This is a genomic window from Idiomarina abyssalis (assembly GCF_900116625.1).
GTDB lineage: Bacteria > Pseudomonadota > Gammaproteobacteria > Enterobacterales > Alteromonadaceae > Idiomarina > Idiomarina abyssalis.
The window spans coordinates 315,062-337,946 of the sequence record NZ_FPBE01000001.1 but is presented as its reverse complement, the minus strand read 5'-3'; the positions used below and the strand labels follow the sequence as shown (position 1 = coordinate 337,946).

The 22,885-nt window shown below is 45.9% G+C and carries 19 protein-coding genes; 6 read left to right on the top strand and 13 right to left on the bottom strand.

The window, feature by feature from the left end; all coding sequences use genetic code 11:
• The first annotated feature begins 16 nt into the window (after nucleotides 1-16).
• Entirely contained in the window at nucleotides 17-1,135 is a 1,119-nt protein-coding gene (msrB, locus tag BM359_RS01655) for a peptide-methionine (R)-S-oxide reductase MsrB (RefSeq protein ID WP_054487328.1), read from the top strand.
• A gap of 10 nt (nucleotides 1,136-1,145) precedes the next feature.
• Here the strand turns inward: msrB and asnB are convergent, their stop codons facing one another.
• From asnB to BM359_RS01635, 5 genes are read right to left on the bottom strand one after another with little or no spacing between them, the layout of a single operon-like run.
• Entirely contained in the window at nucleotides 1,146-3,161 is a 2,016-nt protein-coding gene (gene asnB, locus BM359_RS01650; RefSeq protein WP_054487326.1) for an asparagine synthase (glutamine-hydrolyzing), read from the bottom strand.
• An 18-nt stretch (nucleotides 3,162-3,179) separates the two neighbouring features.
• Nucleotides 3,180-4,247, bottom strand: a complete 1,068-nt coding sequence (locus BM359_RS01645) for an aspartate/ornithine carbamoyltransferase family protein (protein ID WP_054487324.1) — start codon at nucleotides 4,245-4,247, stop codon at nucleotides 3,180-3,182.
• Between the two features lie 4 nt (nucleotides 4,248-4,251).
• Nucleotides 4,252-4,374 carry a hypothetical protein gene (locus tag BM359_RS13160; protein ID WP_263621029.1) on the bottom strand — a complete coding sequence of 41 codons (123 nt, stop codon included), beginning with the start codon at nucleotides 4,372-4,374 and terminating at the stop codon, nucleotides 4,252-4,254.
• Nucleotides 4,364-5,797 (bottom strand): sodium:solute symporter family protein, encoded by a 1,434-nt coding sequence (locus BM359_RS01640; protein ID WP_054487321.1) that lies wholly within the window; start codon nucleotides 5,795-5,797, stop codon nucleotides 4,364-4,366. The genes BM359_RS13160 and BM359_RS01640 overlap by 11 nt, the downstream gene beginning before the upstream one ends.
• Nucleotides 5,790-6,281: a hypothetical protein gene (locus tag BM359_RS01635; RefSeq protein WP_054487319.1), complete on the bottom strand. Its 492-nt coding sequence runs from the start codon at nucleotides 6,279-6,281 to the stop codon at nucleotides 5,790-5,792. Before BM359_RS01635 ends, BM359_RS01640 begins: the two co-directional genes overlap by 8 nt.
• Before the next feature lie 88 nt (nucleotides 6,282-6,369).
• Here BM359_RS01635 and folK point away from each other — a divergent pair, with 88 nt between their 5' ends.
• Entirely contained in the window at nucleotides 6,370-6,798 is a 429-nt protein-coding gene (gene folK, locus BM359_RS01630) for a 2-amino-4-hydroxy-6-hydroxymethyldihydropteridine diphosphokinase (protein ID WP_224797554.1), read from the top strand.
• Complete coding sequence (locus BM359_RS01625; protein WP_054487317.1) at nucleotides 6,795-7,502, top strand: SDR family NAD(P)-dependent oxidoreductase; 708 nt, start codon at nucleotides 6,795-6,797, stop codon at nucleotides 7,500-7,502. Before folK ends, BM359_RS01625 begins: the two co-directional genes overlap by 4 nt.
• A 45-nt stretch (nucleotides 7,503-7,547) precedes the next feature.
• Here BM359_RS01625 and acnA read toward each other — a convergent pair whose 3' ends face one another.
• Nucleotides 7,548-10,217, bottom strand: coding sequence for an aconitate hydratase AcnA (gene acnA, locus BM359_RS01620; RefSeq protein ID WP_054487315.1), 2,670 nt, complete (start codon nucleotides 10,215-10,217; stop codon nucleotides 7,548-7,550).
• Between the two features lie 259 nt (nucleotides 10,218-10,476).
• Between acnA and tesB the strand changes: the two genes are divergently transcribed.
• Nucleotides 10,477-11,337, top strand: a complete 861-nt coding sequence (tesB, locus tag BM359_RS01615; RefSeq protein WP_054487313.1) for an acyl-CoA thioesterase II — start codon at nucleotides 10,477-10,479, stop codon at nucleotides 11,335-11,337.
• A 19-nt stretch (nucleotides 11,338-11,356) separates the two neighbouring features.
• On the opposite strand, the gene BM359_RS01610 is transcribed toward tesB, so the two are convergent.
• The gene (locus BM359_RS01610; protein ID WP_054487312.1) at nucleotides 11,357-12,565 is read right to left on the bottom strand and encodes a NupC/NupG family nucleoside CNT transporter; all 1,209 of its coding nucleotides are present in this window, start codon (nucleotides 12,563-12,565) and stop codon (nucleotides 11,357-11,359) included.
• A gap of 13 nt (nucleotides 12,566-12,578) precedes the next feature.
• Nucleotides 12,579-13,211, bottom strand: coding sequence for a uridine kinase (gene udk, locus BM359_RS01605; RefSeq protein ID WP_054487310.1), 633 nt, complete (start codon nucleotides 13,209-13,211; stop codon nucleotides 12,579-12,581).
• A gap of 214 nt (nucleotides 13,212-13,425) precedes the next feature.
• On the opposite strand from udk, the gene BM359_RS01600 reads away from it, so the two are divergent.
• Entirely contained in the window at nucleotides 13,426-16,200 is a 2,775-nt protein-coding gene (locus BM359_RS01600) for a M16 family metallopeptidase (RefSeq protein WP_054487308.1), read from the top strand.
• 37 nt (nucleotides 16,201-16,237) lie between these two features.
• Here BM359_RS01600 and BM359_RS01595 read toward each other — a convergent pair whose 3' ends face one another.
• Together BM359_RS01595 and BM359_RS01590 are read right to left on the bottom strand one after the other, a co-directional pair.
• On the bottom strand, nucleotides 16,238-16,933 hold the full coding sequence (locus BM359_RS01595; RefSeq protein ID WP_054487306.1) for a 2OG-Fe(II) oxygenase: 696 nt from the start codon (nucleotides 16,931-16,933) through the stop codon (nucleotides 16,238-16,240).
• 46 nt (nucleotides 16,934-16,979) lie between these two features.
• A complete protein-coding gene (locus tag BM359_RS01590; protein WP_054487305.1) occupies nucleotides 16,980-18,569 on the bottom strand; it encodes a GGDEF domain-containing phosphodiesterase in 1,590 nt (529 codons plus the stop codon).
• A gap of 170 nt (nucleotides 18,570-18,739) precedes the next feature.
• Between BM359_RS01590 and BM359_RS01585 the strand changes: the two genes are divergently transcribed.
• Complete coding sequence (locus BM359_RS01585) at nucleotides 18,740-19,438, top strand: nucleoside-binding protein (protein WP_054487303.1); 699 nt, start codon at nucleotides 18,740-18,742, stop codon at nucleotides 19,436-19,438.
• 43 nt (nucleotides 19,439-19,481) lie between these two features.
• On the opposite strand, the gene BM359_RS01580 is transcribed toward BM359_RS01585, so the two are convergent.
• Genes BM359_RS01580 through BM359_RS01570 form a run of 3 tightly spaced genes read right to left on the bottom strand, consistent with a single transcriptional unit; the run spans nucleotide 19,482 to nucleotide 22,821 of the window.
• Nucleotides 19,482-20,000, bottom strand: coding sequence for a porin family protein (locus BM359_RS01580; protein WP_054487301.1), 519 nt, complete (start codon nucleotides 19,998-20,000; stop codon nucleotides 19,482-19,484).
• 53 nt (nucleotides 20,001-20,053) lie between these two features.
• Nucleotides 20,054-21,412 (bottom strand): MBL fold metallo-hydrolase RNA specificity domain-containing protein, encoded by a 1,359-nt coding sequence (locus tag BM359_RS01575; RefSeq protein WP_054487299.1) that lies wholly within the window; start codon nucleotides 21,410-21,412, stop codon nucleotides 20,054-20,056.
• Nucleotides 21,412-22,821, bottom strand: a complete 1,410-nt coding sequence (locus tag BM359_RS01570; RefSeq protein WP_082332136.1) for a sensor domain-containing diguanylate cyclase — start codon at nucleotides 22,819-22,821, stop codon at nucleotides 21,412-21,414. Before BM359_RS01570 ends, BM359_RS01575 begins: the two co-directional genes overlap by 1 nt.
• Between the last annotated feature and the right edge of the window lie 64 nt (nucleotides 22,822-22,885).

The following is a 22,885-nucleotide window of genomic DNA, read 5'->3' as shown; positions in this document are numbered from 1 at the left end:
GAAGTTGGAGAATACAATGTCATTTCGACTAATAATTGTTATTACCGGTTTGTTACTATCTTGTTTCAGCATGGCACAGAATAATGAGCCAACAAAGCAAAAAAATGAAAAAATCGCGACTTTTGCCGGTGGCTGTTTTTGGTGTGTCGAAGAGGCTTTCGAAAAAATGCCCGGTGTTCGTGAAGTTGTATCCGGATACAGTGGCGGTGATGAAGCTAACCCAACTTATGAGCAAGTTGCCGGAGGGCAAACAGGTCACACCGAAGCAGCACAAATCTACTATAACCCGGATATTATCAGTTACGCTGCTTTACTGCAGAAACTCTGGCGCATAAGTGACCCTACGGATAACCAGGGACAGTTCGTTGATCGTGGTAAGCAATACCGCCCCGCTATCTTCTATCATAATGACGAGCAAAAACGCATCGCCATGCAGTCTCGTGAGTGGCTCGATGAAAACGGTCCTTTTTCTGAGCCGGTCGTTATAGAAATAACACCACTGAAAAGTTTTTATCCGGCAGAAGAGTATCACCAAAATTACTACGACAAGAACCCTGTTCGTTATCGTATTTACACCTATAACTCGGGACGCTACGACTTTGTAGAAAAACACTGGGGAGACACCTCTGACGTTGACTACCAACAATTCACCAACGACAACCCAGCCGGCGAGCGTGAAAACACCGAGCAAAGTTACACTAAACCCAGTGACAAGGAGTTAAAAGAGCGTTTAACGGACATTCAATACGCGGTTACGCAAGAGGACGCCACCGAACCGGCTTTTGATAACCCTTATTGGGATAATGAGCGACAAGGCATTTATGTTGATGTTGTCAGTGGTGAACCGCTTTTCTCTTCAGCGGATAAATATGAATCCGGTACTGGCTGGCCAAGTTTCACAAAACCAATAACACCGAACGCCGTTGTTGAAAAAGAAGATAATAGTTGGTTTTACACGCGTACTGAAATTCGCAGTCGTAAGGCAGACTCTCACATTGGTCATGTATTTACTGATGGCCCTCAGCCAACTGGACTGAGATACTGTATGAATTCAGCGGCACTGCGCTTTATTCCTTTAGAAGATATGGAAGAAGAAGGTTACGGTGACTACATTCCTGCAGTCACCGGAGATTAAAAGCTGAAAATTAGGCAGTCCAGCCGAGTTCTCTGGCTCGCTGTTCTGCTTGTTTAGGTACGTCAGTGGCCACAAAGTGGTGGTGCAGTACCTGAACACCCAACATATGATTTATGACCGCATCAAGCTGTACACGCTCTTCATTCGGAACGTTTTCATCCTGATGTCGTTCAAAGGTCTTAACCACTTCGCTGTAATCGAGCAAACCAGCTGACTTAACCGCATCTTCACTCAGAAATTGCTCAGCCAGCTTTTCTACCGCTTTCCACTTTTCCGGATCCGTATGCGCAGGAGGTGCCATAAAAGCAAACTTCTCTCGCTTATATAGCGTTTCCGGAAGCAAGCCTTTCATCGCCTCGCGCAACACATACTTTTCTTTATTGCCTTTAATACGTAAATGCGGTGGAACCGTGAATGCGTATTCCGCTAAATGGTGATCCAAAAATGCGGGGCGCGCCTCCATTGAGTTAGCCATGTCAACGCGGTCACCACCCCAGGTCAGTATTTGCCCTTCCAGCATGGTTTTTATCCATACATACTGGGCTCTGTCGAGCGGGTGACGGCCATCGAGCATGTTCTTGTCCAACGTATCAGCAATCGCCGTGCTGGGATCATAGCCCTCAACTTGTTGGCGTTTACTCTCTGACATGAGCGGCAAGGCTACCGAAGAACAAGACAGCCACGGCTGTACACAGCTCGGAGTAAAGCCCATTTTCTGGTTAAAAGCGTCGCTGACAAACTCTTCGCGGGCCAACATAGCGCCTTTAAAGAGCTTATTATTTTTTTCCAGCAGCTCCTGCCATTCAACCCGCTCAACTTCTGGCAAGTGATCTAAGCCATGCAAAAACATATCTTTACGGAACGCCGGGTAACCGGCAAAGAGTTCATCCGACCCTTCGCCTGTCATCACCACCTTATAACCGGACTCATGCACCTCTTTACTCATAAGGTACTTAGCAACACCCAGGGTGTTGTAAATGGTGCGTTCGGTGTGCCATAGCGTTTTCACGAAATGGTCATACAGGTCATCGGCTTTCAGCCGCATAATATGGTGGTCGGCCTGTGTCGCCTCCGCCATTTCTTGTGCTATTGGTGTTTCATCATAGTCATCAGAGTCAAACCCAATGGTAAAAGCTTTTACTGAAGTTTGAGTTGATGCCGATGCCAGACCAAGAATTGCGCATGAATCAATACCTCCGGACAGATAGCACCCGACAGGTACGTCAGCTGTCATACGATGCTGAACAGCTTCCAGTAATTTAGCACGAACACCTTCTATATAAGATTCTTCATCGACATCGGCGCCCGGATAGCTTTCTTCAGGCGGAAAGTCGACATCCCAGTACTTATGCTCGGTCGCAACGACCTTGCCGTTTTTTCGTTGTAGCTTAACCACATAACCGGGCTGAACCTGATTAATACCTTCAAAAGCCGTAGAGCCCGGAACCATGACCTGAATTAACTGGTGGTATAAACCCTCGGCCGAAAACTCCCGCTTAACATCCGGGTGAGAAAATAACACTTTCAGCTCAGATCCAAACACAACCCCATGTTCTGTTTCTGTCCAGTACAGCGGCTTAATTCCAAAACGATCACGTACTAAATAGAGGCTTTCGTCTTCGGCATCAAACAAACCAAAAGCGAACTCTCCCCGAAGCTCCTTTAGCGTGTCCTCCAGGCCGTAACGCTCAAACAAATGCAGGACAATCTCAGAGTCACTTTTACTGTTAAAGCGTGCGCCACGAGCGGTTAAGTCCGCACGAATGCGTTTAAAATCGTAAAACTCACCGTTGTGAGTCAGCATCAGTCGTTTGTCGGCTGACAAAAACGGCTGACGACCTCTTTTTTCGTCCAGGTCAATAATAGATAAGCGGGCGTGACTGAATCCCACGCCATAATCTTGTTGTACTTCGTAACCAAACCCATCAGGACCGCGATGATGCATTATCGCCGCCATATTCACCAGGGTTTGGGGTTCAATCGCTCTTTCCGTTTGATGATGAAAAACGCCAGCAATTCCGCACATTCTTTGCTTTTCCTCGTATCAGACGACATCAATGACGCGCTCAGCTCGCTGCACCATACAGGTCAAAAGCGCCATACGTAAAAACACCGCTCCCCGGGCCTGGCTGAAATACCAGTTATGGGGGGTGGAGTCGAGATCGGTCGATAATTCCTGACCGCGTGCTAATGGGTGTAAAATAATGGCGCTGTCTTTTAGCGGTGACTGCGTCGTTAAGTGAAACTCACTACCGTAAGTACTAAAGGTATCACCTTCCCACGAAATGGCGTTGATATAAACCACATCGAGTTCTGGTAATACCTGCTCTAAATCCCGAGTGGTACGAATTCTAATTCCGGCCTGCTCAATCTGCTCTTTTTGCTCTTCTCCAAACAATTGGGTAGAAGACTCTTCATCATGAATAATGACAATTTCATCAATAGCCTTAGGAAACTTAACCAAACATTTTATGAAGCTGCGCACCGTTCGCATTTTATCCGGCACCCCAATAATGCCAATTTTTATCGGAGCTTTATCGGCTTCATCAGTCACCAGGTCGGGACGCCACTTAAACAGTGCGTACATATCGGCTAATGCTTGAGTCGGATGCTCGTCTGAGCCATTGCCCGCGTTAATAATGGGGATGCGCAGCGAGTCGATCATCTCTTCTAATGAGGTTTCGTTGTTGTCACGCAAGACAACACAGTCACCGTAGTTGTTGAACATTTCAGCAACATCAGACAAGCACTCACCTTTAGCGATACCTGTCGTGGAACGATCAGTAATGGACATAATGTCGCCGCCCAATCGATGCCAGGCACTTTCAAAGGATAACCGTGTGCGGGTGCTGGGTTCATAAAAGGCACTAATTAAAATCTTTCCCTGCAGTGATGTACTGAATCGACGCGGGTTAGCCTCGTATTTAGCGGCAAGTCGAAACAACTGCAACATACCCAGCTGCGAAAACTGGTCAGCAGATACCACATGCTGATTTGATAGTTTCAGCAGGTAATCACCATCTTCCTGAATTGCTTTCAATAACGCCTTTGGGTGAGCATCGCCACACACATCGGGGCGGTCTCTTTCAAAGGAGACATCCTTTATAGTCATACAATTACCATATGGTTTTAGAAATAAAATCTTTAATAAAAAGACCCAGTAACAACACCGGAGCCGCACAGGTCATAACCAGTGCCAGAGAAATCATCCATTCAAAAGCGACTTCACTAATCAGCATGAACTTGTTCCCCCTCATCTAACTGGTTCCAGTCAAACTTTTTATCGCTACGGATAATACCGACTAAACAGATCAGCCCGGATACCGCGCAAGACGTTAGTGCCGCTACGTAAAATCCGATAGCGAAATAGCCCAGCATGCCAAATAGAGTACCAAATGCCATAGCCGCTGCTGCATAACCGCCTGTTAATCTGCGTTGATAAAGCCCAAGCAGTATTGGCCAGATAGTACTGGCGACAAAAGCACCGGCGAAATTAAGTAAAGCACCTAACGTAGCAATACGTGGCAAACACAGCAACCAGGTCAGAATGCCCAAGCCCAGGATGCAGCTGCGGTTAAAGCGCATTAAGGTTTTGTCACTTGCCTTTGGCTTAAGCCGCTTATGGAAAATATCTTGTGTCACCAGGTCTGATGTCGCTGCAAGTAAGGAGTCGAGACTGGACGCCAGTGCGGAAAAAATGATGATAAAGACAACAATAGCCCCGGCTTTTCCGAGTACGGCTGCTGCAACGGTCGGTCCTATCATATCCGGGCTTGGCGGAAATATTCCAAGCTGAGGAGCCGCAAGAGCAATAAAGCCCGTTACAATAGGAATGGGCAACCACAGTAGCCCCCCTGTTAAGTAGGCTTTGTAGGCAACGTTCTTTTTGAAAGAAAGCGCACGCGACCACCAGACATTGGAGTGAAAAATTTCACCAAGCCCAAAGAAAATATTATTGAACAGAAACATGACGGCTGCAGGAAATAGCAGGTCCAGCAACTGTGGGTGTTCAGCCGTTAAATTGCTGTGGATGCTAGACAGCCCGACGTTATCAATCAGCCAATAAGCGATAAAACTGACGCCAACAATAATAATCAAGGCCTGGATAAAGTCTGTAGCTATTACAGCCCGCATACCGCCAAATAAAGTATAACCGACACAAATGGTCAGTATAGTTGTCATGCCAATGTGGTAATCAAGACCGCTCAGCGATTCCAGTAAAATGCCACCTGCCATGCCCAGACTGATTAACCAACCGAACGCATACACCACCGAAATAATAATAAAAACAAGCCAGGCCAGGTTGCCATAGCGCAGGCGTACAAAGTCGCCGGAGGTGTAGCCATTAGGCAGCAACTCTTTAATTCGCTTGGCCATTGGAGCGAAGAGAATAAGTCCCAGGGCTGCAAAGGAATAACCTATCATTCCCCAAATCCCAAATTGATAGGTCAATTGTGGCGCTACCAGCGTGGTGTTGCTGGTGACCCATGTGGCCATAGCGGTTGCCGCCGCAAATGCGAAGCCAACATTACGCCCCGCTAAAGCAAAGTCTTCATGGCTACGGTTTTTGCGTCCTAGCCAATAACCAAAGGCAACCCAAAACACCCCGAACAGGATGATAATTGTAATACCCGTACTCGTCTCTAATGCGAACTCAGTCATGATGCTTATGGTGTTTAGAATGTATCCATTGGCGATGCAACAACAACAGCGTTGCCACCAAAGTGATAAAAATAACGAGACCAATAAAGAATAGCGTTAAAGCCTGCCAAAGTGGGTAATGCTTTACTGTAATTTCAATGGTGTTACTGAGATAAGTTTGGTTTTTAGCGTCTTCTGCTCTTGCCCGCAAGTAGTAGGAGCCATTGCTAAAGCCGGTTAATGAAATGTCTTTAAAGTCGCCTAAAGCAGGAAATTGTTTAGTATTTTCCGAGAACTCTGAATCACTGGCAACTTCAATGGTAACTCTGTTAAGCTCGGCTGCAGCAGTCGTACTAACAGAAACGGTAAAATAGCCTTCTTTAACGACAGAGTCAGGCCCGCTTAGCTTCAGGGGGCTTGCAAGCGTGGTGGTTGGCAATACGCTTAAAAAACATAAAACCAACAATATATAGCGATAGTTAAAGCAGTTTTTCTGTATCGTCATTAAGACTTCTGCTCACCAATATCAGTTGAAATTTCAGGCTATCAGCAGAACTTCGCAATTTCAACTGTTTGAAGCAGTCATCTATTTGATGTTTAAAGCCGTAGTTATCTCAACATCTTATTTACGTTTAGCGGTCAATGAGTCAATGCAAAAATATTTATGCAGTTTAGGTTCCAATATAGAACCACAGAGTCACTTCCCTAAAGCCAGAGCTGCTCTTGAAGCTTTATCCGGCAATATAAGCTTTTCACGAAATATTCCTACGCGTCCGGTGAATATGAATACCAAAAGAGATTTTTTGAATGCCCTATTCATTATTCAAACATCGATGAGCGCGGAGCAACTTAAACAAGAGTTTAATCGCATTGAAGAGGCGTTGGGACGTGACCGTTCTGATCCACAAAGAAGCTTTAAAGACCGCACAATTGATATCGATATTCTGGGAAAGGTAAGTGATAACCCCAAAGTACCTGATTACTTAACCTCGTTACTAACGGATTTAGGAATTGCCTCATGAAAAAGACAGCACTCGTTACAGGTGCAGGCCGCCGCTTTGGTTTTGAGCTATCAAAGGCGCTGCTGGCTGAAGGCTATCAACTGTTTGCTCACTACAACAGTTCACGCGACGGTATAAGCGAGTTAGAGTCGCTCGGTGCCACAGCGGTGCAGGCAGACTTTACCGATATAGAAAGTATTCAGGGCATGATAAAAACAATCAGTAACGCCACTGATTCGATTGAGCTTTTGGTCAATAATGCATCCTGTTTCTTCGATAATGAAACCGTTGATAACGACAATAAAGCGCTTACTGCCGTGTTTCAGGTACACGGGATAGCCCCTTACATGCTTATTAGCGGCCTTCAGCAGCAGCTGAGTCAGTCGGAAAACGGACTCATCATCAATATAACGGACATATACGCTGATCGCCCCTCCACCGATTACATTGCTTATTGCGCAGCTAAAGCCGGACTGGCCAATATGACTCAGTCATTTGCTAAAACCTTAGCCCCATCGGTAAGAGTCAACGCAATTCAGCCGGGGCCCATTCTCTTTTTACCGGAACATGATAAAGAGCATCGTATGCAAGTTTTGGATGAAACACCGTTACGAGTTGAAGGTGGTTTAGAACCCATGATAGAAACCGTTCGCTTTTTACGCGACAACCCATTTATTACCGGCGAGTCCATTAAAGTCGACGGCGGTCGTGGCTTAATGATATAAAAAAACCCGGCACAACGGCCGGGTTTCAGTTCAGTATAGCGACGCTTATTTAAGCATTCCGCGCAATACGTAATGTAAGATACCACCACTTTTGTAGTAGCTCATTTCATTACCTGTATCGATACGGCACTTAACCTCAAACTCGACTTCGCTTCCGTCTTTGCGTTTAGCAACAACTTTCAGCATTTGTCCAGGCTTGAGGTTATCATCAAGGCCTAAAATTGATATCTGCTCTTCGCCGGTCAGCTTATGCTCTTTAACACCTTCGCCTTCAGCAAATTGCAGGGGCAGAACCCCCATACCTACCAGGTTAGAGCGGTGGATACGCTCGTAGCTTTCAGCCAGTACCGCTTTAACCCCTAACAGCGTTGTACCTTTCGCTGCCCAGTCGCGGCTTGAGCCTGTACCGTACTCTTTACCAGCTAATACAACCAGCGGCGTGTCGTTTTCCATATACTTCATGGCGGCATCGTAAATGGCCATTTGCTCGCCAGTAGGAATGTACTTGGTGTAACCACCTTCGACATCATCCAGCATTTGGTTTTTAATGCGAATATTGGCAAACGTGCCGCGCATCATCACTTCATGGTTACCACGACGCGAACCATAGGAGTTAAAGTCTTTAATTTCTACACCATTTTCCTGCAGATACTTACCTGCCGGTGAGTCCGGTTTGATAGAGCCTGCCGGTGAAATATGGTCCGTAGTAATTGAATCAGCGAACACGGCCAGAACATTAGCGTCTTTAATGTCGCTCGGTGCTTGCAGTGGCTTATCAATACCTTCAAAGAACGGCGGATTCTTGACGTAGGTAGAATCGTCCTGCCAGTTATAGGTATTGCCTTCTGCAACACTAATTGACTGCCACTCTTCGTCACCTTCAAAGACCTCACCATATTCTTTACCAAACATCGCGTTATCCACCATTTTCACAGCTTCAGCAATTTCTGCGCTACTAGGCCAGATGTCTTTTAAGAATACGTCATTACCATCTGAGTCTTTCCCCAGAGGATCTTTACTCAAGTCAGTGCGCGTTGTACCCGACAAAGCATAGGCAACCACTAGCGGTGGTGAAGCCAGCCAGTTCGCTTTAACTTCAGGGTGAACACGGCCCTCAAAGTTACGGTTCCCTGACAATACCGAAGACACAGTCAAGTCGCCTTCGTTAATGGCTTCCGTTATTTCATCGTCCAGCGGGCCCGAGTTACCAATACAAGTGGTACAACCGTAACCCACCAGGTTAAAACCAAGCTTATCAAGGTACTCGTCTAAACCCGCTTTTGCGAAATAATCAGTAACGACTTTAGAACCCGGAGCCAATGACGATTTCACCCATGGCTTACGAACCAACCCTTTTTCCACTGCTTTCTTAGCTAGTAAGCCTGCTGCCATCATGACGCTTGGGTTTGACGTATTGGTACAAGAGGTTATAGCAGCGATGACAACATCACCGTGCGATAAGGAATAATCCTTACCTTTAACTTTTACTTCTTTGTCTTTCTCGCCCGACTTACCGTTAGTTTCCAGTATCAGGTCGAAATTACTGCCAAGCTGCTCCATATTCACCCGATCCTGCGGGCGTTTCGGGCCGGCCAGAGAAGCCGTTACGGTGCTTAAGTCTAATTCCAGCGTATCGGTGTACTCAGGTTCGTTATCATTGTCACGCCACAAACCCTGAGCTTTAGAGTATTTCTCGACCAGCTCAATAGTTTCTTCGTCACGACCTGACAGACGGAAATAGCGCAGGGTTTCATCATCGACCGGGAAGAAACCACAGGTTGCACCATATTCCGGCGACATATTTGAAATGGTTGCGCGATCAGCTAACGGCAAGTTGTCCAGACCAGGACCATAAAACTCAACAAACTTACCTACTACGCCTTTTTCACGCAGCATTTGAGTTACTGTTAAGACTAAATCCGTCGCGGTAACACCTTCTTTCAGCGCGCCCGTCATACGGAAGCCAACAACTTCTGGTATCAACATAGAAACCGGCTGACCCAACATAGCAGCTTCGGCTTCGATACCGCCAACACCCCAGCCTAAAACGCCAATACCGTTAATCATGGTGGTGTGTGAGTCGGTACCAACCAAGGTATCGGGGTAGGCGAAAGTTTTACCGTCTTCTTCTTTCGTCCAGACACTCTTACCTAAATACTCAAGGTTTACCTGGTGACAGATGCCTGTCCCCGGTGGTACAACACGAAAGTTTTCAAAGGCACCCTGCCCCCACTTCAGGAACTCGTAACGTTCTTTGTTACGTTCCATTTCAAAGCGGACGTTTTCTTTAAAGGCTTGTTCCGTCGCGTATTTGTCGACCATGACCGAGTGGTCAATCACCAAATCGACCGGTGACAACGGGTTGATGACTTCAGGGTCATGCCCTGCTTTGGCTACGGCGTCGCGCATTGCCGCTAAATCGACAATGCCCGGAACACCGGTAAAATCCTGCATTAAAACCCGCGCCGGGCGGTATTGAATTTCACGGTCGATTTTTTTCTTTTTCGACCAGTCAACCATGGCTTGTAAATCGTCTTTTGTGACGGTTTCGCCATCTTCATTTCGTAATAGGTTTTCAAGCAACACTTTCATTGAAGCCGGAAGCTTTGAAATGTCTCCTAAGGCTTCCTCTGCTTTAGGCAGGCTATAGTAATGAAAGGTTTTTCCTTTAACGTCTAACGAACTTAAGGTTTTCAGACTGTCTTTGCCTGACATAGATACTCTCCCATTCGCTTCCAAAAGCGTAGTTTTTAGCTCAACGGTCTTTTAAATATAGACAAACTGAACCGTTTCAGCCATTGAAATTGTGCTTTGATGAAAACATAAATCAAAGATTTGTGCCAATTAACTGATGGTTAAGTACTCAGTTAAGCAACTATTTTTATTATAAATTGTGTTTATATTACATAGTCTGTAAAAAGCGTTTAAGATCAACAGAACGTCAGTCTTACCGAAATCAATAAGGACATAATGGATGAGTCAGGTACTCGACGATTTACTCAACTTACTGACCCTCGAAGGCATTGAGGATGGTCTTTATCGTGGACAGAGTCAGGATTTAGGCTTTGGCGCTGTCTTTGGTGGACAGGTTATTGGACAAGCTTTGTCGGCGGCTAAAGAAACATTACCGCAAGAGCGCGTCTGCCATTCCTTTCACAGCTATTTTTTACGTCCGGGTGATGCGAAAAAACCGATTGTCTACGACGTAGAAACCATCCGCGACGGTAAAAGCTTTTCAGCCCGCAGAGTCAAAGCCATACAGTACGGTAAGCCAATTTTTTACATGACTGCATCTTTCCAGCAGCAGGAAAATGGCTATGAGCATCAGGACACTATGCCTGAAGTGCCCGGCCCTGAAGGTTTAGTTTCAGATTTAGATATTTATCGTGAGCATGAAGAACTGATACCGGCGCCACTTCGCAAAAAGTTCATTTGCGACAAACCCATAGAAATGCGGTTTGTGACTCCATACAACCCGTTTAAGCCGGAAAAAGATGAGCCGCGCCGCTACGTCTGGTTCAGAGCAAACGGCAATATGCCGGATGATCAACGCGTTCATAAATACTTATTGGCTTATGCGTCAGACTTTAACTTCTTGCCGACAGCCTTGCAGCCTCATGGCGTCAGCTTTGCTCAACCCAACATGCAGGTTGCTACGGTTGATCATGCCATGTGGTTTCACCGCGATTTCCGCATGGATGACTGGCTGCTCTACGCAATAGACAGCCCTTCAGCCAGCGGTCAACGCGGTTTAGTTCGTGGGCAAATTTTCACGCGAGATGGTGTGTTAGTTGCGTCGACGATTCAGGAAGGAGTCATGCGGGACCGCGGTTAAATACGGCCCCGCCTTGGGTTTAGGTCAACGAAACAAAGAAACCGGCGATGGCGGCACTCATCATGTTTGCCAAAGTCGCTGCCAATAAGGCACGCATGCCTAAGCGAGCAATATCATGGCGTCGGCTGGGCGCCATACCACCTAACCCACCCAGTAAAATGGCAATGGATGAGAAATTCGCAAAACCACACAGGACAAAGGTAATAATCACCTGAGAGTTCTGACTCAACTGGTCCTTATAATTAACGAAGTCCAGATAGGCAACAAACTCGTTTATCACCAGCTTCTGGCCAATAAAACTTCCCGCCAGGTTCGCTTCGTCCCAACTTACGCCTAGTACATAGGCAACCGGCTGAAATACATACCCGAAAATTTGCTGTAAGGTCAGTTCAGAATAACCAAACCAACCGCCAACCCAGCCAAAGATACCGTTAACCAATGCAATAAGTGCAACAAAGGCCAGCAACATAGCACCCACGTTCATAGCCAGTTGCAGGCCGCTGGACGCGCCCTGCGCTGCGGCATCAATAACGTTCGCTGAATTATCTTCTACTTCCACTTCTTCCAGGTCGTTACGTGGTTTTTCACACTCGGGGATCATCATTTTTGCCATGAGGAAACCGCCCGGAGCTGCCATAAAACTTGCTGCAATCAGGTACTTCAACTCAACGCCAACACCGGCATAACCGGCTAAAACCGAACCAGACACCGACGCCATACCACCAACCATGACCGCGAATAGCTCTGAGCGCGTCATAGTGCCTATAAATGGCCTTACCATCATAGGCGCTTCGGTTTGCCCGACAAAAATATTAGCGGCAGCTGACATCGATTCAGGCCGACTGGTACCAAGCAACTTTTGCAAGCCACCACCTAAAATACGAATTACCCACTTCATAATGCCCAGGTAATACAGAACAGAAATGAGAGACGAGAAGAAAACAATGACTGAAAGAACTTGAATAGCGAATACGAAACCAAACTCTTCGGACGCAAGATTACCAAACAAGAAATCGATACCCGCTTTGGTATAACCAATAACGGCAGAAACACCTTGCGCGAAACTGAACAAAAGTTCCCGTCCAATAGGTACGTAGAGAACAAAGCCGGCCAACAGAACCTGAATGCCAAAAGCACCTAAAACGGTACGCCAGCGGATAGCTTTACGGTTCGTTGAAACCAAGTATGCAACGATAAATATGACGGCAACGCCGAGAATACTATTCATAAAAGAACCAATTTTATTCCGCCAGCAACTGACGTATTTTTGTTTTTATAATATCAATGGCGATTTCGTTTTGACCACCGCGAGTGACAACGAGATCAGCAAACTGCTTAGACGGGAATATAAAGTCAAAGAATGCGGGACGAACATACTGCTCGTATTGCTCGGTAACCGACTGTAAAGTGCGCCCACGTTCTTCAATATCGCGCTTGATACGACGCAGCAAACAAATATCCAACGGCGTATCCATAAATACCGAAATATCAAACTGCTCGCGTAACTTCTCATCAGTTAATAGCAAAATACCCTCAACCATCACAACTTTTGCGGGCGCAACTCGTATTGATTCTTCCAACCGGGTATGAGTAGTGTGGCTGTACTGCGGCATCTCAACGGCTTCGCCGGCTTTTAACTGCCGCAAATGTTGCATCAGCAAATCGTGTTCGAAAGCGGCAGGCTGGTCATAGTTGGTTAAAACACGCTGTTCCATGGTCATATGACTCTGGTCACGGTAGTAAGCATCTTCGGCCAGAATAGCAATACCGTCAGTTCCTAACTCAGCCACCAACTCCTGATACACCGTTGAGGCAAACAGGCTCTTTCCTGACGCTGAAGCGCCAGCTATAGCTATCACTGTTATTTTACTCACAAGCTTCCGTTTCTATTTGCTGCAAACCGCGCGCAATTATCCTTGATTGTCTGCGTAATTAAAAGACTTGACTGCTACCTTTATTCTCACAATATCTGAGCACAAGTTTCCATATGTTTAATTTCGTTACAATTTAGCCTGAACATAAGCAGGCATATTAGTGATGACTCTCGTATAGTAATGGCGCTTAATAAAAAATAATTCAGGAACTACAATGAAAATGATGAAAACAATTACCGCTGTTGCGGTAGCCACAGCCCTTCTCGGAGGCTGCCAGTCAACCCAATCAGCTAATAACCAACAGGCTGTTAGCCAATCACAGTTTCCCGAAGTAAAGGTCAACTACGAGACATTTACTTTAGATAACGGCTTAACCGTCGTTGTTCACGAAGATCGCAAAGCCCCTATTGTTGCGGTAAACGTTTGGTACGCCGTTGGCTCTAAAGATGAAAAAGCCGGACAAACCGGTTTCGCTCACTTATTTGAGCACTTGATGTTCAATGGTACCGAAAACTACGATGACGAATACTTCGGTCCTTTTGAGCGCGCAGGTGCTACCGAAATGAACGGCACCACTAACAATGACCGTACTAACTACTTTGAGAATGTCCCTACGCCAGCACTTGATATGGCACTTTGGATGGAATCTGACCGTATGGGTCACCTGTTGGGAGCAGTAACTCAAGAGAAACTCGATGAGCAGCGTGGCGTTGTACAAAACGAAAAACGTCAAGGTGAAGCTCAGCCCTATGGTAAAGCCTGGAGCTATATCGCCGAGCAAACCTTCCCAGAAGGTCACCCATACTCATGGTCTGTTATTGGCTCAATGGAAGACTTAAACGCAGCTTCTCTGGACGACGTACACCAGTGGTTTGAAGATTACTACGGCGCAGCTAATGCAGTATTGGTATTGGCAGGCGATATTGATGTGGAAACCGCAAAGGAGAAAGTCACTAAATACTTTGCCGATATCGGACCTGGCAAGCCATTGAAGAAGCATGAAGCCTGGGTTGCTAAGCGCGACGAACAAAAACGTGCAACCATGGAGGATCGCGTTCCGGCTCCTCGAGTTTATAAAGTGTGGAATACCGCACAAATGGGAACCGCTGACTCTGAGTACCTTAACCTTCTGGCCGATATTTTAGCTAACGGTAAAAACTCACGACTGTATGAACGTTTAGTTTACAACGAGCAAATTGCCAGTTCTGTAGGAGCCTTCCAGTACGGTCGCAAACTGGCCGGTCAATTTATGATCACGGCCGACGCCAAGCCTGGTGTTGAACTTGAACAAATTGAAAAAATTATCGATGAAGAACTTGAGCGCCTGATACAAGAAGGCCCGACAGCAGCAGAATTACAACGCACTAAGTTCAGCACTACGGCAGATTTTGTTCGTCGCGCTGAAAAAGTCGGTGGCTTCGGTGGCAAGTCCGACATACTCGCCTCTGGCGCGGTCTATCATAATGATCCGGGCTTTTACGAAAAAGAAATGGAGTGGACTAAACAAGCTTCAACCAACGACCTGCAAAACGCTGCAGAACAGTGGTTAAGTCATGGTGACTTCGTTCTTAATGTCGTTCCACAACCTAACTACACTGCGCAAGAGACCAATGCAGACCGTTCACAACTACCCAATGTCGGCGACTTACCACAATTAGAGCTGCCAGAAGTTGAGCAATTTACTTTGTCCAATGGTTTAGAAGTTTATCTGGCACAGCGCAGCGATACACCAACTATTGAAATGAGTCTGGTTTTTGACAGTGGTTATGCCTCAGATGTTGGCGGTAAACTCGGTACAGCAAGTTACACCATGTCGATGCTAAAAGAAGGTACTGAAAACCTGAGTGCACTAGAATTAAATAAGCGCTTAGAGTCTTTAGGAACCAACTTAAATGCCTCGGCCAGTCTCGATAGCTCACGTATTAGCATGGACACACTCAGCGTTAACTTCGCTGAAAGCCTGGCGTTAATGAATGACGTTCTACAAAATCCGGCCTTCTCTGAAGAAGAAATTGAACGCAAACGTTCAAACTGGATAGAAGGCATTCGCAAGGAAGAAGCACGCCCTCAAACTCAGGCTCTACGTGTTCTTCCGGGCTTGATGTTCGGTGAAGGTCACGCTTATAGTCAGCCGTTAACGGGTTCAGGTACGGTTGAGTCTATCAAGTCTTTAACTCGTAAAGACTTGGTCGAGCATGCGCAAGCCTGGTTACGTCCCGACAACGCAAAGTTGGTTATCGTTGGTGATACAACCGTTGAGCAAGCGCAGTCACTATTAGAAGAGCAGTTCTCCAGTTGGCAGGCTCCGGCTTCTGACAAGCCTGAAAAGTCGCTTGATGCTTCAATGGCCTCTGAAACCAGCCGTGTTTTCCTTATCGACAAGCCAGGAAACCCACAGTCTTTAATTATAGCCGGACAGCTGGCACCTTCTGGTCAGGTTGATAACGCTGACACTATCGATGTTATGAACACCATCCTTGGTGGTAGTTTTACCAGCCGTCTGAACATGAATTTACGTGAAGATAAAGGCTGGTCTTACGGTGCTCGCTCAATTTGGCTGGACAACGAAGGTCCGGGCCTATTAGTGGCTTTGGCACCAGTACAAACGGACAAGACCAAAGAATCTGTTGAGGAAATCGTAAAAGAGTTTACTCAATACGAAGGCGATAAGCCTGCTACAGAAGACGAACTTGCCAAGGTGAAAGCTAATAAAACAGCTAAACTACCTGGCGCGTACGAAACGAAGGGCAGCCTGCTTAGCGGTTTGGTCAGTACTTTCAATAAAGGCAAAGACGTTGAATACCTGGAAGCTTATGGACAGCGCATCAACGCTATTACCCTTAACGATATTCATGAAAATGCCGATAAGGTTCTAAAACCTGACGCTATGACCTGGGTTATTGTTGGCGACTTAGCTGAAATTGAAGATAAGATTCGTGAACTTAACCTTGGGGAAGTGACTATCCTAAGTGAAGAAGACATTAAATAATGATGTTCGCCCCCAGCCTTCCCGGCTGGGGGATTTTTTATGCGCCAAATAATTGCTCTGCACGACTGTGCAGGATCCAACTGGTAAGAATATATTTATCGTTAGAAACCGGCGTTCTTCCTCTGTGAGTATGAGTAAAATACGCAGGTGCTATCACCATTTGACCCGCTTTAGGGTGTAACGAACGTTCCTGATAATAAAAGTCCGTTTCTCCGCCATCTTCCACGTCATTCAGGTAATACATAAACAATAAAGCTCTGTGCAATGGTTCCGTAGATCCTTTTTGCGGATAAGCTTCACAATGCCAGTAATTGTAATTGCCTTTGCCTTTTCTATAACGCTGCATTTGTATTGCGCCAACCCGAAACAGCTTTTGCATAATTGCCATTTCGTTACCTTTCGCAACTTCATCAAAGTTATCATCAGTTAAAGCAACAGGTTGTTTTGTTTTCGGGTGTTGCAGTGTCAGTGCCACAGGCCCAATTAAAGCAAATCGATACTTCTTAAAGTACTCCAGCGCGTGACGTGCTGTTGTCTGCTGAATTTTCAGCAATAATTCCTGGTACTCCGGGTGGGCATTGAGCGATAAATCGGTACTGACCTTCTTCGTGGTATCCACCCCACCACCCGTTCGGCCATCAAAGGTGTGAGGGGACTGTTCAAAAACATCGATGAGTTGCTGGCACAACTCGCTCGAAAGAGCATTATCATAAGTTTCAATGAAATCATTCATAGCAGTGACTTTTCCTGACCTTATGTGTTTTAAAAATCAAAAAGGCTTAATTTAATACGCGGTTCACTTCCGGGGATGGCTTGCCAATGTAGTATCCCTGCAGATATTCAATCTGTTGGTCGCAGAGGTAGGTATTCACGTCTTCGTTCTCGACAAACTCCGCCACAATAGGAATACGTAACTCTTTACAAATACTAATTAGGCCATTGAGAATACTGGCACTTGTCGGGTCATGTAATACATTCTGAACAATACTGCCGTCAATTTTCAAATAGTCCGGACGCAGGCGTATCAGACGTGAAAAATTAGAGTAACCAACGCCAAAGTCATCAATTGCAATTTGGCCGCCTAATCGTCGAACATCTTTCGCAAAGGACTGGATTTTCGTAAAATCCTCAGTTGATTCAGTTTCCGTAATTTCGAAAATAAGCTGAGCTTTCTTATGCTCAGCAAGCACATAATGGATGAAGCTTACGGTTTCTTCATTCAGAATGTCTTCTATCGATAAGTTTACGGAAATGGCAACCTGGTATTGTTCTGAGGTAAGGACCGCCTGCTCAATGACAGAGCGCGTAATTTCACAGTAGTAACGTGTTGCTTTTGCTTTATCGAGAAACAATCCGGGTGCTAAATCGTGGTTATTGTCTCGTAACCGCACCAGCGCCTCGTAATAACTCGGTTGCCCTTCTTTTGTACTTTTAATGGGTTGGTAATAGTTCACAAAGCGATGATCCGTCAAAGCGGACTGAATCTTCGGTATCCAGTTCACTTTATTCTCGTTCATAAACTCTTTTTCATAGACCACTTCAATTTTGTAACCCGAGTAAATAACCTTTGCTTTTGATAACGCACTTTCTGCCAATTGCAATTGCTTACCACGCCCCACACCCATGCCAATAGCAACATCCAACGCAATGTCGCTACTGCCAATCACGAACTTCTTTGATAGCAATGACTGATAGAAACTGAGCAGGTGATCCTCGAACAAATTAGGGATCATTCTAAAATCCGGGATAAGCGCAAACTTGTCGCTATACAGTCGATAAATTTTTACGTGTTTACTTTTTAAAGTCTCAGATGCCCAGTGGCTAAACTGGCGCAGTAATTCGTCACCAAACTCTAAACCGTAATAGTCGGCATAGCTTCTAAACTTACGAATATCCATAACGGCAAGACATTGTGTGCCAACACGTTTAAGGTCATTCAATAAATCAACTCGTGTCGCAAGCCCGGTAACCTGATCAAACCGGGCTTCATGCAATAGCTCATCAAGGTACATTTCACGCGAAATATCCTGAAACAGTAAAACCAGTTCGGTTAAGTGACCATCGGTTCCGTACAGAGGGATAGCCATACACCGACACCAATTGCTGCGACTGTTACTATTCAGGCAAAGTGAACCATTCCAGGCCTCACCACTGTCTGTCGCTTGTTTTATCGCATCCATTATATCGTTACGGTTGTCTTGATGCAGGAAGGCCGAAAAAGCCGTGGTTTGCTTCAGATAATGAATGTCTAATAATTTATGGAGAGAAGAGCTCATCCAGCGAATGTTGCCGTTTGGCGACAGTCGCGCGCACAAAGCTGCAGATTCAAGCGTATTAATGTACTGCTTTAACAAAAATTGATCACGCATGCATGCTTGCTCGGCCTAAGTCGCAAAAGAAATGTTAGCTTTTTGTAATGTACCGAATTTACCGAGATAATAACAGTCCGTAACCCAAGATATTTACTTAACCTTACTCACCCAGTCCCGTATAATCCGCTCAAATTTAACTCAGCTAACTGCTTTTTAGGTTATACCCGATGAAAAAACTGATATTAGTACTTCTATTGTGCAGCTCATTTCCTTTTGCTGTTAACGCCGAACGTTATTGGTCTGACACCAGCCTTACCTATCTCAACGGAAGCGATTACGAAGTCGGCGATCCCAATCGTCACGTACTCACCCTGGAGTACGTTGGCGGATATAGTTGGGGCAAAATATTCAGTTTTGCTGACAGACTGGAATCGGATAACGGCGATACCGAAACCTATATCGAGCTTTCACCTGAATTCTACCTGCTTGAGTTTGACGATAACCCGGTAAAAAACATTAGCTTCACCACAACGGCTGAGGTCGGTGACGGTTTTACCAATTACTTATACGGTATTGGTGCCGCATTTGATGTTCCCGGTTTCCAGTTCTTTGAGCTTGATGCTTATAAAAGAAATAACGATGGCTTGCCAAATAACTATCAGTTGACTGCCAGCTGGGGCTTACCTTTCTCTATTGGTGAAACACAGTGGATGTTTGACGGTTTCATTGATTACGCTTCAGGTATCAGCAACGTTGGCCCGGCGAACCTTAACTTCACCTCTCAACTAAAGTGGAACATTGCTCCTTACTTTGAGTTATCGGCACCTCTTTACGTGGGTATTGAGTATGTTTACTGGCGTAATAAGTTCTATATTGACGGAGTGACAGAGAAAAACCCTAACCTTTTGGTTAAATGGCACTTCTAACAAAAAAAGGGGGCTAACACAGCCCCTTTTTTTCACGTCCACTTCAAAAACGATAAGTCACACCAATATTTAAAGTATTAATCTCGTATTCGTCTTTATCAATCAGCTTTATCCAGTCGAGAAAATAAGTGGTTCTCGGGTTCCGGTCATATTGAATTCCGCCCCCGTAGCTCACGCTGTTTAACGTTGTATCGTCACCAGCTACCATAAACTTCCCACGGGAAAAGCCACCGGTCACGTATAACGCAACTTCTGGCGACAAATACAAGCGCGGCTTCGCTAATAGACTGGTTATATAATCGGTCTCAAACTTGACGCCCCTATCACTACTGCTGTGTACTCCAAAGCCATAACGAGCTTCGGCAGAAAGGCTATTGCTATAGCGGTAGCCCAACATCAGGTTGACCACATGCGGAGTAAATGAAGGAGTACCTTCCAGTTCCGTATCAACATTCAGTTGAGCTAAAGATGCAGCTCCGTAATAACCACTGTCCTGCGCCTGACTCAACGCACTAAAGAATAAAAATGCACTACCTAATAAAGCCGCTCGAAAAAACACCATTGGATTTCCTTATAAAAACAATTTTTCCGTTACAGCTATTTTAACAGAACCGGCTAAAGGTGATATACCCCCTGATAATCAGCCACTTCAACATCATAAGATGTGCGTTGCATTAAGCAGTCACGAAAAGCCTCAAGAGCATCGAGTTCACCATGCACTAATTGAATCGGCGTATTGGGCTTTAATTCAGACTGCGCTAGCCAATCCAAAATCTCTTGGTAATCGGCATGTCCAGACAACCCTTCTAACGAACGTATTCGGGCTTTGACCGGTAGCCACTGGCCATGCAGCTTTATCGATTCAACCCCCTGCAGCATTTTAGCCCCACGCGTTCCTCCCGCCTGGTGGCCACTAAACAGAACCGTTGCGCGATGATCGCCTAGCCAGCGCTTAAAGTGATGAAGAATACGCCCACCTGTCGCCATACCACTTCCGGCAATAATAATATGCGGTCCGGACTGAGAGGCAATAGCCTTAGACTCATCAACTGAGCGCGTATATTCAACGGTACCAAAGGTTCTGGCACAATCAGAGTCAGACAGACGATGCAGCTGATGATAGCGTTGATAAAGACCTGACACATTAATTGCCATAGGAGAGTCTAAATAGATGGGTTGTCTGGGTATTCGGCCTTCTTCCATAAGCTTGACTAATAAGTACTGCAACAATTGCGCCCTGCCGACGGAAAAGCTTGGAATTAGTAAAACACCACCAGCCTCAGACGTTTCTTTTACCACGGCAGCGAGTTGCTCTTCTGCATCTTCAGTTTCCTTGTGCAGCCGATCGCCGTAGGTGGACTCAAGCAATAGCAGATCTAAATCAGGTAAAGGTTCCGGCGGGTACATCATGATATCTTGTGGCCGCCCGACATCTCCTGAAAACCCAACTTTTTTGCCTTCTGCTTCTATAATAACGCTTGAAGCGCCCAGAATATGACCCGCCGGCTGCAAAGTGACCTTAATATCCCCTATTTCAAACTGCTGATGAAACTCAACGCCCTGAAATAGCTTCATAGCTGACTTTGCTGTAGCTTCATCGTATAAGGGTTCGGGCTTTTCGTGTCGGCTTAACTTGTGTTTTCCCAGATACTTCGCATCTTCTTCCTGAATGCGTCCGCTGTCGGCGAGTAGAATATCGCAGAGTCCCGATGTTGCATGATGGGCAAAGACCGGGCCCCTAAAACCCGCTTTATACAGCACAGGAACAAAGCCAGAGTGGTCAAGATGTGCGTGCGTTAGAACCACACCATCCACTTGGTTTATCCCCATAGGCAGGGGCTGCCAGTTACGTCTACGTAGCCATTTGTAGCCCTGAAAAAGCCCACAGTCGATAAGAATTCGGGTGGAATCTGTTTCCACCAAATATTTTGACCCGGTGACGGTTTCCGCTCCACCTAAAAATACAATACGCATCAGTTCTCCCTGGCTATACAGTTTTTCCCACGCTTCTTAGCTGCTAACAATGCTTTATCGGCGCGGTCGATAGTGGCCATAATATGCTCATCCGGCACGACTTCAGCCACTCCAAAGCTACAAGAAAAGGCATGATTAGTACCCTCTAATCTCGCCCTGTTTATTTCCATTCGCAGCCTTTCCGCTGTTTCTTCAGCAAATTGCAGTGAACTTTCCGGCAGTAAAATCATAAACTCGTCACCACCAAAACGTCCGAGCAAGTCACTGCTTCTCAGGACCGAAGTAACGATATTTGTCACCTGCACAAGAGCACGATCACCGGCCACATGCCCATAACTATCATTAATCTTTTTGAATTCATCCACATCGAACATGATCAACGAAAGTGGTTTATTTTGACGCTTACCCAGATTCATTAAAGCATCAGCACTCTGCATAAAATGTTCACGCGAAGCTGTTTTCGTTAACCCGTCCTCAGAAACCTGCCGGGTCAGTAACTCATTATGCGCCATGAGTGTCGGGACCGTTAATCCAAACCAGGCGCTTGCCGCAATTATTGTAACGGCAAACTGATACACAATAGCGTAGTCCATCAACCCTAAGATGCCGACAGAAAATGCCGTAATAGTGCTGAATAATGCTAATGATATGGCCGTATTTAAAGGCGACTCGGTATACGAAACCCACAGTAAAGGGAGAATAAGGAAGAATATTGAGAAAGCCGCTTCATCTTTGTTTGCGGTTGCCGTCAATATGAGGCTTAAACTCAGCAAAGCCAGAATAAGCAGCAGTTTCCAAAGAAAAGAGCTCTGATTACCAGTTTTTACCGTAAAGCTAAGCCCTCCAAGCCAATGTTCCAGTTGCGGATAACGCCAACTCATCAGAGCAATAAAAATCGGTGAAAGAACGATAACCCCGCTCATATCTCCTATCCACCAGGGCAGCCAGGTATACCAAATAGCGTCGGCTTCCAGCAGCTTGCCTGAGATCATGACTTCGGTGCCCAACCAGGCGGCGCAAAATGATGAAAGCGCAGCAACACCAAGAAACGTCATTATGGTGCTGGCAAGCCCATAACTGCCCAGTCGGGTAAGCTTTGAACGCAATAACCAGGCGCCTAAGAAATAAGGTAAGGTGTGAGCAAAACCAAAAAGAACGCCCGTAGTTAGCAACTCTTTAGCCGGAGTACCGCTTCCGTATAACTCCGAAACCCAGAAGGTAGTGACAACTCCGGCAATAAGAATGGCCGGAAAGGCCCGCCAGCTCATAACCAGGAATGCGGCAAACGTCAGTCCCGCAGGGGGGAACCAGATACTCGCATGTGGTCCATACTCCATCACTGCCGCAATACGCCAAAGGAGTATCCAGACAACGACGAGTATCAGACTTCTAATAATAGTTTGAAACAAGGCAATTACTGCATTTGTTGTTAATTGTTGACCTTACTGTTATCAAAAAACGCTCAAAAGGCAA